The organism is Microbacterium enclense (genome assembly GCF_004022425.1).
Lineage (GTDB): Bacteria > Actinomycetota > Actinomycetes > Actinomycetales > Microbacteriaceae > Microbacterium > Microbacterium enclense_A.
In genome coordinates, this window is sequence record NZ_RBZY01000025.1 from 40,908 (window position 1) to 53,110 (window position 12,203).

The 12,203-nt window shown below is 72.4% G+C and carries 11 protein-coding genes; 5 read left to right on the forward strand and 6 right to left on the reverse strand.

Translation table 11 applies throughout. The features are described 5' to 3' along the window. Positions 1–100 precede the first annotated feature (100 nt). A complete protein-coding gene (gene cofD / locus D8Y23_RS08410; protein ID WP_128217706.1) occupies positions 101–1,066 on the forward strand; it encodes a 2-phospho-L-lactate transferase in 966 nt (321 codons plus the stop codon). A gap of 37 nt (positions 1,067–1,103) precedes the next feature. Here the strand turns inward: cofD and cofC are convergent, their stop codons facing one another. From cofC to cofG, 4 genes are all read right to left on the reverse strand, one after another. Next, positions 1,104–1,742 carry a 2-phospho-L-lactate guanylyltransferase gene (gene cofC / locus D8Y23_RS08415; RefSeq protein ID WP_128217707.1) on the reverse strand — a complete coding sequence of 213 codons (639 nt, stop codon included), beginning with the start codon at positions 1,740–1,742 and terminating at the stop codon, positions 1,104–1,106. 123 nt (positions 1,743–1,865) lie between these two features. Continuing rightward, the gene (gene fgd / locus D8Y23_RS08420; RefSeq protein ID WP_128217708.1) at positions 1,866–2,876 is read right to left on the reverse strand and encodes a glucose-6-phosphate dehydrogenase (coenzyme-F420); all 1,011 of its coding nucleotides are present in this window, start codon (positions 2,874–2,876) and stop codon (positions 1,866–1,868) included. 39 nt (positions 2,877–2,915) lie between these two features. Then, positions 2,916–4,379: a flavin-containing monooxygenase gene (locus tag D8Y23_RS08425; protein ID WP_128217709.1), complete on the reverse strand. Its 1,464-nt coding sequence runs from the start codon at positions 4,377–4,379 to the stop codon at positions 2,916–2,918. Continuing rightward, positions 4,376–6,799, reverse strand: coding sequence for a 7,8-didemethyl-8-hydroxy-5-deazariboflavin synthase CofG (gene cofG / locus D8Y23_RS08430; protein WP_128217710.1), 2,424 nt, complete (start codon positions 6,797–6,799; stop codon positions 4,376–4,378). The genes D8Y23_RS08425 and cofG overlap by 4 nt, the downstream gene beginning before the upstream one ends. A 234-nt stretch (positions 6,800–7,033) precedes the next feature. Between cofG and D8Y23_RS08435 the strand changes: the two genes are divergently transcribed. After that, positions 7,034–7,423, forward strand: a complete 390-nt coding sequence (locus D8Y23_RS08435; RefSeq protein ID WP_128217711.1) for a hypothetical protein — start codon at positions 7,034–7,036, stop codon at positions 7,421–7,423. Between the two features lie 160 nt (positions 7,424–7,583). Here the strand turns inward: D8Y23_RS08435 and D8Y23_RS08440 are convergent, their stop codons facing one another. Together D8Y23_RS08440 and D8Y23_RS08445 are read right to left on the reverse strand one after the other, a co-directional pair. After that, a complete protein-coding gene (locus tag D8Y23_RS08440; protein ID WP_128217712.1) occupies positions 7,584–8,402 on the reverse strand; it encodes an ABC transporter permease in 819 nt (272 codons plus the stop codon). Then, positions 8,399–9,610, reverse strand: a complete 1,212-nt coding sequence (locus D8Y23_RS08445) for an ATP-binding cassette domain-containing protein (protein WP_128217713.1) — start codon at positions 9,608–9,610, stop codon at positions 8,399–8,401. Before D8Y23_RS08445 ends, D8Y23_RS08440 begins: the two co-directional genes overlap by 4 nt. Before the next feature lie 87 nt (positions 9,611–9,697). Between D8Y23_RS08445 and D8Y23_RS08450 the strand changes: the two genes are divergently transcribed. From D8Y23_RS08450 to D8Y23_RS08460, 3 genes are read left to right on the forward strand one after another with little or no spacing between them, the layout of a single operon-like run. After that, positions 9,698–10,762 carry an enoyl-CoA hydratase/isomerase family protein gene (locus tag D8Y23_RS08450; RefSeq protein ID WP_128217714.1) on the forward strand — a complete coding sequence of 355 codons (1,065 nt, stop codon included), beginning with the start codon at positions 9,698–9,700 and terminating at the stop codon, positions 10,760–10,762. Positions 10,763–10,766: 4 nt separating this feature from the next. Further along, complete coding sequence (locus D8Y23_RS08455; RefSeq protein ID WP_128217715.1) at positions 10,767–11,612, forward strand: LssY C-terminal domain-containing protein; 846 nt, start codon at positions 10,767–10,769, stop codon at positions 11,610–11,612. Further along, positions 11,609–12,130 carry a hypothetical protein gene (locus D8Y23_RS08460; RefSeq protein ID WP_128217716.1) on the forward strand — a complete coding sequence of 174 codons (522 nt, stop codon included), beginning with the start codon at positions 11,609–11,611 and terminating at the stop codon, positions 12,128–12,130. Before D8Y23_RS08455 ends, D8Y23_RS08460 begins: the two co-directional genes overlap by 4 nt. Positions 12,131–12,203 lie beyond the last annotated feature (73 nt).

Consider the following 12,203-nt stretch of genomic DNA (forward strand, 5'->3'; position numbering starts at 1 on the left):
GCTCATCGGGACTCCGACGAGGAAAGTGCAGGAGTTGTGCACGGTGATGTCGCCTAACGCGGCGCACCGCACCGCCGCGACGCGGTGGAAGACTGGACGGATGCCGCACCCTCAGCCCCGCGTCGTCGTGCTCGCCGGCGGCGTCGGCGGATCGAAGTTCACCCTCGGCGTCCGCGCCGCCCTGCGCCGGCTCGGGGCGCCGGAGGCGACCGTCGTCGTCAACACCGGCGACGACCTGTGGCTCGCGGGCGTGCGGCTGCAGCCCGACGTCGACTCGATCACGTACGCGCTCGCCGGGGTCAACGACACGGTCCGCGGCTGGGGTCGCGCAGGCGACACCGAGCGCGTGAACCAAGAACTGCAGGCGTGGGGCGCCGGGTGGCCGTGGTTCACGCTCGGCGATCTCGACCTCGGCACGCACCTCGCGCGCACCGGCTGGCTGCGCGAGGGCCTCACGCCGACCGAGGTCCTCGGTCGGATGGCGAAGCGGTGGCCGCTCGGCATCCATCTGCTCCCGATGACCGACAGCGAGGTCGACACGCACGTGCACGTCGAGGACGGGCGGCGCCTGCACTTCCAGGAGTGGTGGACGCGCTACCGCGCCGCTCTGGCCCCGACCCGGTTCGAGAACCACGGAATCGTGGATGCCACCCCCGCCCCCGGCGTCCTCGAGACGATCGCGCAGGCCGACGTGGTGCTGCTGGCCCCGTCGAACCCGGTCGTGTCGATCGGTCCGATCCTCGCCGTCCCCGGCATTCGCGAGGCGCTCCGGTCGACCTCGGCGCGGGTCGTGGGCGTGTCGCCGGTCATCGGCGGCCGCGTCGTACGCGGCATGGCCGACGTGTGCCTGACGGCGATCGGCGTCGAGACCTCGGCCGCGGCCGTCGCCCGGCACTACGGCGCGCGGTCGGCGGAGGGTCTGCTCGACGCCTGGCTGCTCGCCGAGGAGGATGCCGCCGCAGCTCCCGACGTGGAGGCCGCCGGGGTTCGTGCCGTCGTCGCGCCGCTGTGGATGCGCGACGAGGAGGCTTCGGCCGCGATCGCCGAGGTGGCGCTCGGGGCGTAGGGCGTCGCCCACATCCGTCGAATCCGGGTGCGCCGCGTCAGGCCGCCGCGGCCGCCAGCACCGCAGCCGTCCGCGGCCCGACGCCCAGCGCGACGGCCTCGGCGAGCTGCGCGGCGGTGTCGACGTCGCGGTGCAGGGACGACCCCCGCGGGACCGCGAGGTCGGTGCACCCGAGCAGTCGGTGCCGGGCCGCGGAGCCCGCGCCGAAGGCGGACACCCACACGGCGCCCGGGCGGGCGGTGACGAGGGTGGAGCCGGTGCCCTCGGCATCCGGGACCAGCCCGCGCTCGACCTGGCCGGCGAGTTCGAGCGCGGCATCGAGATCCTGCGGCGTCAGGGCCGGAAGGTCTCCGAGCAGGGCCGCGCGCGGCGCGCCTTGACCGGCGGTCTGCACTCCCAGCGCGATCGCGCCATCGAGACCGCGGACGTCGCCCTCGGCGATGACGTCGACGGCGGGCCACTGCGACACCAGGGCCGACACCTCGGCGTCGTCGGTCACCACCAGCACGTGCGAGACGCGGGGGGTCGCCGCGGCGGCCGCGATCGTGTCGAGCGCGATCGCCCGCGCGAGCGCCTCGCGGTCGGCCGTCACGGACGTCAGCCGCGTCTTGCCGAGCGCAGCGGGCTTGACCGGCACGACGATCGTCCAGCCGTCGCGGATCTCAGGAATGCTCATCGGCTCCATTGTGTGCCGGACTCCGGACATTTCCGGACGGGGGTAGCGGTGCGCCCGCGATTCGTGCTGCGGAGGCGGGGAACCACCGGAGCGCGGCACGGGACCGGGCGCGCCGCACCCGCCTCAGCTGAACCGCGCCCGCAGCCGCGGGAGGATCTCGGCACCGTACGTGCGCAGGAACTCCTCCTGGTCGTGTCCGGGGTCGTGGAACACGAGGTGCCGGAAGCCCAGGTCGACGTAGTGCGCGATGCGCTCGACGTGCTCGTCGGGGTCGGTCGAGACGATGAACCGGGATGCCGCGCGCTCGATGGGCAACTCGTCGGCGAGGCGCTGCATCTCGAGCGGGTCGTGGACGCTCATCTTCTCTTCCGCCGAGAGGGCCAGAGGCGCCCAGAATCGCGTCTTCTCGAGCGCCGTCTCGTGGTCGGGGTGGTACGAGACCTTGACCTCCATGAGCGTGTCGACGTCGTCGCGCGTCCGCCCTTCCTTCGCGAGGCCCTCGTCCAGCGCGGGCAGGAGCTTCTCGGTGTACAGCGCCGGGTCCTTGCCGCTCGTGGTGATGTACCCCTCGGCGATGCGTCCGGCCAGGCGCGTCGCCGCGGGTCCCGAGGCGCCGATGTAGATCGGCACCTTCTGCTCGGGACGGTCGTAGATCGTGGCATCCTTCACCGAGTAGTAGGTGCCCTCGAACGTGACCCGATCTTCGGTCCACAGCTTGTCGATGAGGGTGATGGCCTCCTTGAGGCGCTGGAAGCGCTCGGGCGGCTCGGGCCACTCGAGACCGAGGGTCACCTCGTTCAGCGCCTCGCCGGTGCCGACGCCGAGCGCGACACGGCCGGGGAACATCACGCCGAGCGTCGCGAACACCTGTGCGATGACGCCCGGGTGGTAACGGAACGTCGGGGTGAGGACCGACGTGCCCAACAGCACCCGCGAGGTGCGAGCGCCGAGCGCGCCGAGCCACGGCAGGGCGTTGGGGGCGTGTCCGCCCTCGTGCCGCCACGGCTGCAGGTGGTCGGAGAGGAAGACCGAGTCGAACCCGACCTCCTCGGCCAGCACGCTGAAGTCGAGCAGTTCGTTCGGCCCGAACTGCTCGCTCGAGGCCTTGTATCCGAATCGCAGCGGAACGACCATGATTCTCCTTCTCCGTGACCCGCGCACGCGGGCGATACGTCAGCCGCGCACGGGGGTGTGCGCGGGTTCGAACTCCGACCCGTCGGTACCGGTCAGTCTCTCGTGGAACGCCTGCACCGTGCCCGGCCACAGCAGAGTCAACCGCCCCGATCTCTCGTCGACGTACCAGTTGCGGCATCCGCCGGTCATCCAGGGCGTGGATGCCGCGGCGGCGGTGATCTCGTCCGTATAGGCCGCCTCGGCCGCGGGGCGGACGCGCAGCGTGCGGTCGAGGCGCCGGTCGCGCTCGGCGAGCGCCCGGACGACGTACGCGGCCTGTTCCTCGATCATGAGGACCGCCGAGTTGTGGCCGAGGCTGGCGTTGGGGCCGTTGAGGACGAACAGGTTCGGGAACCCCGCGACCACGGTCGACCCGAACGAGGTCATGCCGTCCGACCAGTGTTCGGCGAGCGTGGCGTCCTCTCCGCGCACGAGGTCGGCGTACGGCTGCTGCGTGGAGGCGAAACCCGTGGCCAGCACGAGCACGTCGGCCTGGTGCTGCCGCCCGCTGGCGGCGGTGAGCGTCGACCCGTCGACCCGGTCGAGGGCGCTGGGTTCGAGAGCGACCCCGTCGGATGCCACGGCGGGATAGAACGCGTCCGAGAGCAGCACGCGCTTGCAGCCGAAGGCGTAGTCGGGGGTCAGGGCTTCGCGCAGCGCGGGGTCGGCGACCTGGGCGTGCAGGTGCGCGAGGGCGGCGTCGCGCGCGGCAGCGGAGGCCGCGGCGTCGCCGGAGCGGGACGCGAAGCGCGCCTCGCCCTCGGCGTACAGCTCGGCGCGCAGGCGCGCGAGCGCGCCGGGGTTCTCGGCGAGGCGCTCGCGCTCCTCCGGCGGGATCTCACCGCCGCCGCGGGGGACGATCCACGCGGGCGTGCGCTGGAACAGCGTCACGTGGGCGGCGCGGCGAGCGAGCTCGGGCACGAGCTGCACCGCGCTCGCGCCGGTGCCGACGACCGCGACGCGCTTTCCCGTGAGGTCGACGTCGTGGTCCCAGCGCGCCGAATGGAACAGCGGACCGGCGAACGACTCGAGGCCGTCGATCGCGGGGACGTGCGGTTCAGTGAGGCGTCCGCACGCGAGGACGAGCGAGCGCGCCCGGAGCACCTCGGCACCCGTGTCGACGTGCCAGACCGAGGTCTCGGCATCCCATTCCGCGCACACGAGCGGGGTGCGCAACCGGATGCGGTCCTCGAGCCCCGCGGCCACGTCGCGCAGGTACTGCTGGATCTCGTGGCCCTCGGCGAAGGTCTGCGACCAGCCCGCGTGCGGGTGCGCGGCGTAGCTGTACAGGTGCGCCGGCACGTCGCATGCGACACCCGGATACGTGTTGTCGCGCCAGGTACCGCCCACGTCGCCCGCGCGCTCGATGACGACGACGTCGTCGCGACCCGCGCGGTGCAGGGCTCCGAGCACGCCGAGCCCGGCGAAACCCGCGCCGACCACGACGACGTCGACGACGCTCACGCGGAGACCACCGGAGCGCGCTCGACGCCGTAGTCGGTCGTGCGCAGGCGGAACGGCCGCATCAGGCTGCGGGCGAGGCGCTCGGCATCCTTCACGGGCAGCTCGAGACCCTGTTCGATACCGGTGTCGGGTAGCACTCGGCCGTCGTACAGCGTGCCGCCGAGGTCGTCGCCGCCGGAGCGCAGGAGCACCGCGGTGGCTTCGCGGCCCACGCGGGTCCACGGGATCTGCACGTGCGCGATCGCGCCCGACAGCAGCAGCCGCGACACCGCGACCATGGCGCGGTGCTCGTCGAGCGCGGAGCGCCCCGTCACCAGCGGCACCTCGCCGCCGGGGAGCGGGATCGGCACGAACTCCGCGAAGCCGTTCGTCTCGGCCTGGATGCCGCGCAGCGTCCGCAGGTGCGCGATGCGCTCGGCGGCGGTCTCGACGTGGCCGTAGAACAGCACCGACGTCGAACGGAAACCCGCGCGATGCGCGGCCGTGATGCCCTCGACCCAGCGGTCGATCTCGAGGTCGGCCGGTGCGACGAGCCCGCGCACGCGCTCGCTCAGCACCTTGACCCCGGTGCCCGGCACCGTGTCGACGCCGGCCTCCCGCATGGCCGCGAGAGCGCCCTCGAGCCCGAGTCCGCCGCGGTCGGCGAGGTCGCGCACGTCGAGCGGACGGAACGCGTGGACATGGATGCCGGGAGACCCGCGCTTCACGGCCCGCACGAGGTCGAGGTAGCTCGACGGATCCTCCTCGGCGGGGAGTGCGCCCTGGATGCAGATCTCGGTGGCGCCGAGGTCGGTGGCATCCGCGGCGATCGCCTCGGCATCCGCGAGATCGAACTCGCCCGCGCCCGTGCGTCCCGCCCGGCGGAACCCGGTCGAAGTGAGGTTGCGGTTCTGGACGAGGGTCACCGGCTCGCCGACGGTGTACCGGCGCGCGTCGTCGGCCGCGGCGGTCAGGGCGTCGAGCTCGGCGCCGGTGGCGTGGAGCAGTCGCGTCCAGTCCGCGTCGTCGAGGGCGAGCGGGTCGGCCGCGGCGGACTCGGCGAGCCGGCGCACGCCGGGGTCGGGAGCGAGGGCAGCCGCGGCGCCGCTGGGAGCGGAGGAGATCCGGGGAGCGGAGGATGCCTTGGCACCGGACTGCCCTCCCGTCGCCGAATCTCCTCCCGTGGCGGGCCGCGCGGCCCCGGGGATCAGGTCGGCCGCGAGGCCCGTGGCATCCGCCAGCGCCCGCACGGGAGCGTGCAGCGCGGGGTCGATCCAGGTCGCGGCGTCGTTCACGTACTCGGGGTGGGCGGTGAGGCGCTCGCGCAGCGCGAAGCCGTGGGCGGCGGTCTGCGCGGCGAGGTCGTCGATGTGCGGCCACGGGCGCTCGGGGTTCACGTGGTCGGCCGTGAGCGGTGACACCCCGCCCCAGTCGTCGATCCCGGCCCCGATCAGCAGGCCGAGCTCGCGCGGGTCGGACAGGTTCGGCGGAACCTGGATGCGCATGTCGGGTCCGAACACGAGCCGTGCGACGGCGACCGTCGCGAGGTACTCGTGCATGTCGGCATCCGGGGCTCCCTGCATGGCGGTGCGGGGCTTCGCGCGGAAGTTCTGCACGATGACTTCCTGCACGTGGCCGTGCCGGTCGTCGAGGTCGCGCAGGGCGACGAGCGACTCGGCGCGATCACGAACGGTCTCGCCGATCCCGACCAGGATGCCGGTCGTGAACGGTATGCCGGCGGCCCCCGCGTCGTCGATGACGCGCAGACGCAGGTCAGGGTCTTTGTCGGGTGAGCCGAAGTGCACCTGACCGGGCTCTTCGTACAGGCGGCGCGAGGTGGTCTCGAGCATCATGCCCATCGACGGCGACACGGGGCGCAGTGTCACGAGCTCGTCGGGGTGCATCACGCCGGGGTTGGCGTGCACGAGCATGCCGGTCTCGGCGGTGATGAGCCGCGCGACGTGCGCGACGTAGTCGATCGTCGAGGCGTAGCCGTGCTCGTCGAGCCACGCGCGGGCCTCGGGCCAGCGCTCCTCGGGGCGGTCGCCGAGGGTCAGCAGCGCCTCTTTGCAGCCGAGCGCCTGCCCCTGCCGCACGACCGTGAGCACCTGCTCGGGGCTCATGTACGCGGGCTTGCGGAGGAGCGCGAGCTGGCCGGGGGTGTCGACGAAGATGCAGTAGTGGCAGCGGTCGCGGCACAGGGTCGTGAGCGGGACGAACACCTTGCGCGAGTACGTGATGACGCCCGGACGGCCGGCGCGCGTCAGGCCCTCGTCGCGGAGCTGCGCGGCGGCTCGCGAGAGCACGTCGAGTGGGGCGTGGAGCAGCCGCTCGGTCTCGTCGACGTCGGGCCGGTGCCCGCCCCGCACGCGAGCGAGGAGGTCGTCGATCGAGTCGCCTCGGGCCGGTGCGGCCTGCGGCGCAGCGCTGCCCGTACTCATCGCTCCAGGCTATCCCTCCGCTCCGACACCCGGGCCGCACGGGCTCCGTGCCGCGGACTCCGTGCCGCGGGCCCCAGCCCGCGAGACCGCATCTGCGTGACAACGCCACTGCAGGCTGCGCCGGTTTCGTCAGGCGCGTGCAGTCTCGCGGTCGCACGGCGCCGCCGCGGATCGTTGCGCTCTCGTGAGGCGGGAGGACGGATCGGGCTTCGCCGCGCTGGCAGGATGGATGCCATGGTGACCCTGCTGCTCGATCAGGCGCAGCTCGAGGTCGTGCTCTCGCCGACCGAGCGTGCCCTGTCGTTCCGCAAGCGCAACATCGTCGTGCCGCGCGCGACGATCGACCGCGTGCAGTTGACCGACGACGCGTGGACGTGGCTGCGCGGCGTCCCCAATCCCGGCACCAACCTCCCCGTCGCCGTCGCGATGGGCACGTGGAAGTCGGCCGGCGGCAACGACTTCGTCGTCATCCGTCGCCGCAAGTCGAGCGTCGTGATCGACCTCAGCGGCCACGACGAGTTCGAACGCCTGGTGCTCACGACCAAGCACGGCGTGGCCCTGCTGAAGGCGCTGCGCCTGGACGTGGCATCCGAGCCGGAGGACGTCGCCGACCTCGTGTCTTGACGCGGGTCGGCGCCGGGCTCCGCGGTCGAGCTGCGCGAAAGCACACGATCCGCCCGAGCGCGCACAATGCGGGCGTCCCGAACGTGTGCGTTCGACCCGATCGTTTGCGTTCGCAGCGCAGCCGCAGCCGCAGCCGCAGCCGCGCCGCGCCGCGCACGCATCAGTCGATGTCGCGGCGCCAGGTCGTCGCGAGCCCGATGAGCACCAGCACCACGGCGTAGCCGAGGAGCACGAGTCCACCAAGCCACCACTCCAGGGGCTCGGCGCCGCCTGCGCCCACGGCGCCGAAGATCGTCTCGCCGACCAGCGCGTCGCTGGCCGCGCTCGGGAACCACCGCGCCACCTCGCCGAGGCCGTCGACGACACCGGCGATCGTCCGCACGATGGGCTCGACGAACAGTGTCACCGCCAGCACGATCACGATCGCGGCCACCTGATTGCGCACCACCGTGCCCACGCCGATTCCGACGACGGCCCAGAGCGCGAAAGCCAGCAGCATGCGGCCGACGAGCACCCAGGTGTCGGACGAGCCGAGCTCGGTGTCGAGGCCGAACGCGGCGAAGACCGCGGCTCCCGCGCCGATCGCGGCGATCGACCCGATCACGCCGTAGACGAGCCCGACGAGGACGCCGATCGCGAACTTGCCCACGAGCACGACGCCGCGCCGCGGCGTGGCGAGGAACGTCGGGGTCAGGGTCTTGTGTCGGAACTCCGTCGTCACCATCAGCGTCCCCGCGAGCAGCGGGAAGACGTACCCCACCGCGCTCGCCGAGCTGTAGACGAGCCGGGCGAGACCGTCCGCCGAGGGGACGGGTCCGGAGGCGCCGGGGAGTCGACCCGACGCCACGCCGCCGAACGCCAAGGCGAGCACGCCCGCGGTGAAGCCGACATAGACGACGAGCACGATCCCCAGCACCCACCATCCGGCGGTGCTGAACTGCTTCGTGTATTCCGAGCGAGTGGATGCCACCAGGCTCATCGCGGCACCTCCGTGTCTGCGGCGCGGGTGTCGGTCCGGCCGTCGGTGACGGGCACGATGTCGATCACGCCCGTGGAGGCCACCGCGTACGACGGCCGAGGGTCGGGATCGTCCTCCGGCACGTCGGGTGGAGCGCTGCGTCGGGCGGGAATGGCCGGGACGAGGTCGGTCGACGGCGGAGCCCAGGCGGGGAGCGGGGCGGACTCGGACGTCGACGCCGGTTCGGGCGTCGGCTCTGCGGCATCCGTCTCCGGCTCTTCTGCGTCGGTCAGCGGTGCAGCGGTCGACGCGGGACCGGCCGCGCTCGCGTGGGTGCGGACCCCGCTGACGAGCTCGAGGAAGATGTCCTCGAGGCTCGCACCCTTGCTCTGCAGGTGCGACAGCACGATGCCGGCGCCGGCGGCCAACGTACCGATCTCGAGCGGCTCGACGTGCCGGATCGTGAAGCCGTTGCGCAGCAGCTGGAACGCGATCCCGCGCTCCTCGAGTAGGTGCGACAGCGCTGCGCGGTCGGGGGAGTCGACCACCGTCGAGTACTCGTCCGGGTCGGCGAGGTCTTCGGTGCCGCCCTGGAACACGAGCGTCCCCCGCGAGATGATGAGCAGCGCGTCGACGGTCTGCTGCACCTCGGCGAGCAAGTGCGACGAGATCAGCACCGTGCGTCCCTCTTCGGCGAGGTGGCGCAGCAGCGAGCGCATCCAGCGGATGCCCTCGGGGTCGAGACCGTTCGACGGCTCGTCGAGCACGAGGACACCGGGGTCTCCGAGCAGCGCCGTCGCCAGCCCGAGCCGTTGCCGCATGCCGAGGGAGTAACCGCCAACCCGGCGCCCGGCGACGTCGGCGAGACCGACGAGCCCGAGCACCTCGTCGATGCGCGACAGGGGCAGCCGCGCGGCGCGGGCGTAGGCCTTCAGATGGTTCGCCGCCGAGCGTCCGGGGTGGAAGCTGGATGCCTCGAGCGCGGCGCCGACGGTCTGCAGGGGCCGGTCGATCTCGGCGTAGCGACGACCGCCGATCGTCGCCGAACCGGACGTGGGCCGCACGAGGCCCAGCAGCATGCGCAGCGACGTGGTCTTGCCGGCGCCGTTGGGGCCGAGGAATCCCGTCACCAGGCCCGGCTCCACGCGAGCGGTCAGGCCGTCGACGGCCGACACCGCGCCGAAGCGCTTGGTCAGCCCGGAGAATTCCAGCACCTGTCCTTGGGGCATCGAGTACCTCTCGTTCGGCGGGCGTTCTCCCCATCTTCCCCGATCCGGACACGAAAACACATCTGGCGCCCTGTGTAACGTGGCAGCGTGAACGCACAGCGATCCGACGACGACGCGGTGATCGCGCGAGCCGGGCGCGGGGTGGGCCACCTCACGCTCAACCGCCCGCGCGCGATCAACGCCGTCGACCTCGGCATGATCCGGCTCCTGGCCGTCGCGCTCGATCGGTGGGAGCGCGATACCGACGTCGACCTGGTCCTGCTGGACGGTGCGGGCGACCGCGGCTTCTGCGCCGGTGGCGACGTGCGCGCCCTCTACGACTTCGTCGTCGACGGACGCGCCGACGAGGTGCACACCTTCTTCCGCGAGGAGTACGCCCTCAACCACCGCATCGCGACCTACCCCAAGCCCATCGTCGCGATCGCCGACGGCGTGACGATGGGCGGTGGGGTCGGACTCGCCGGTCACGCCCGCATCCGCATCGTCACGGAGCGCTCGCAGCTCGCGATGCCCGAGACCCGTATCGGCTTCACCCCGGACGTCGGTGGGTCATGGTTGCTCGGCCGAGCGCCCGGTCGGGTGGGCGAATATCTCGGCCTGACCGGTGCGACGATGGATGCCGCGGACGCGCTGTATGCCGGCTTCGCCGACCACCTCGTTCCCGTCGCCCACCTCGACGCACTGCAGGAGGCGCTGGAGTACCGCGCCGACCCGTCGAGCCCGACCGAGCTGGTCCTGCTCTTCGACGAGAGTCCCGAGCGGTCGAACCTCGAGACGTGGCGTCCGTGGATCGACGACGCCTTCTCGGCCGATGACCTCGACGGCATCCTGTCCCGTCTCCGCCAGCGCTGGGAGCCCGAGGCGCACGCCACCGCCGACCTGCTGGAGGCGTCCGCCCCGACGGCGGTGTCGGTGACGCTCGAGGCCGTGCGTCGAGCGCGGACCCTGCCGTCGCTGCGCGCGGCGCTCGCGCAGGAGTACGGGCTGGTGATGTGGTTCGCGACGACGCAGCCCGACCTGGCCGAGGGGATCCGCGCCCAGCTCGTCGACAAGGACCGCTCGCCGTCGTGGTCGCCCGCGCACCGCTTCGGTCTGCCGCCGGGCCGCGTCGCCGAGGCGTTCGCCCACGAGCCCGAACCGGCTCTCTGGTAGCGACATGGAGAGGCGCAGGCGCTGGTCGTTCGGGCGGCTGCTCGACGGGTTCTTCTTCGTCTTCGCGGGGCTCGCCGCGGTCTGGCTCGCGTACCTGAGCTTCACCCAGACCTTCACTCTGGGCTGGGCCGGGATCGTCATGGCGATCGTGTTCTGGGGTCTCCTCGCCTACCTCGTCCTGCCGCGGCTGCATCGCATCCTGACCGCGATCTACGTGCCGGACTACTTCATGGGCCGCACGCGCACGTCGGACGGGCTGCTCGGAGACCCGGTCAACCTCGCGTTCCAGGGGGAGCGGGCGCAGGTCGAGGCCGTGATGGCCGCCGCCGGGTGGATTCCGGCCGACCCGGTCGGCTTCGGCTCGTCGTGGCGCATCATCACGTCGACGCTGCGCCGCCGCAGCTACCCGACCGCCCCGGTCAGTCCGCTGTTCCTGTTCGGGCGGATGCAGGATCTCGCGTACCAGCAGGAGGTCGCGGGGTCCCCCGCCCAACGACACCACGTGCGCCTCTGGCGGTGTCCCGAGGGCTGGCTGCTCCCGGGCGGTCGGCGCGTGGACTGGCTCGCCGCGGGCACGTTCGACCGCGCCGTCGGGTTGTCGCTGTTCACGTTGCAGGTCACGCACCGCATCGACGCCGACACCGACATCGAGCGCGACCACATCGTCGAGACGGTGCAGGAGATTCCGGGGGTCGCGGTCGACGTGATCCGCGACTTCTCGACCGGATACCACTCGCGCAACGGCGGCGGCGACAGCATCACCACCGACGGCGACCTGCCGATCCTCGACGTGAGCGGGGTATCGGCGGATGCCGGTGCCCGCGGTGTCTCGAGAGAGGGGCGGCCGTGACCGAGAGGCATCCGCGCAAGAGGGCGGCGTTCGAGCCGATCGCCGCCCCGGTCGCGCGCGACCCGGCGATGCGTCGCCCCGGTGCGACGGTGGCCGGGGGAGTGCTCGTGCTGCTCCGTGCGCTTGCGGGGATCGTGTGGGGCCTCACCGTCGTGTTCCCCCTGCCGCCCTGGGTGCAGGCGGTGGCGGGTGCGGCCGACGGCTCCGGCACGGAGCCCGCCTTGACCCTCTCAGACCTTGGTCTCGGAGCCGGGTTGTTCTTCGGCATCCTGGGTCTGGTGACGCTCGTCCAGGTGGTCTTCGGGGTCCTGCTGCTGCGCGGAAGCAACGTCGCTCGCGTAATCGTCATGCTCGTGTCGACGATCTCGATCGTCACGGCCTTCGTCGGATGGTGGGAGCTCGGACAGGACATCACGGTCGGAACGACTCTGGTGACGGTGAGCCTCGACATCCTGGTGCTTCTCGCGCTGTCGAGCCGGGATGCCGCCGCCTACGCCCGCCGCCACGAGCGCCGCTGACGTCGGGCGGGCCCAACTCCTGCGGAATGGGTCTCTGCCCGATGGGGTGGGGTGCTGCGTGGGGTTGTGCCGG

Excerpts from the sequence above, each read along its gene's own strand:
- cofD (WP_128217706.1), top strand. The coding sequence starts at position 101 with ATGCCGCACCCTCAGCCCCGCGTCGTCGTGCTCGCCGGCGGCGTCGGC.
- cofC (WP_128217707.1), bottom strand. The coding sequence starts at position 1,742 with ATGAGCATTCCTGAGATCCGCGACGGCTGGACGATCGTCGTGCCGGTC.
- fgd (WP_128217708.1), bottom strand. The coding sequence starts at position 2,876 with ATGGTCGTTCCGCTGCGATTCGGATACAAGGCCTCGAGCGAGCAGTTC.
- cofG (WP_128217710.1), bottom strand. The coding sequence starts at position 6,799 with ATGAGTACGGGCAGCGCTGCGCCGCAGGCCGCACCGGCCCGAGGCGAC.
- D8Y23_RS08435 (WP_128217711.1), top strand. The coding sequence starts at position 7,034 with ATGGTGACCCTGCTGCTCGATCAGGCGCAGCTCGAGGTCGTGCTCTCG.
- D8Y23_RS08440 (WP_128217712.1), bottom strand. The coding sequence starts at position 8,402 with ATGAGCCTGGTGGCATCCACTCGCTCGGAATACACGAAGCAGTTCAGC.
- D8Y23_RS08445 (WP_128217713.1), bottom strand. The coding sequence starts at position 9,610 with ATGCCCCAAGGACAGGTGCTGGAATTCTCCGGGCTGACCAAGCGCTTC.
- D8Y23_RS08455 (WP_128217715.1), top strand. The coding sequence starts at position 10,767 with ATGGAGAGGCGCAGGCGCTGGTCGTTCGGGCGGCTGCTCGACGGGTTC.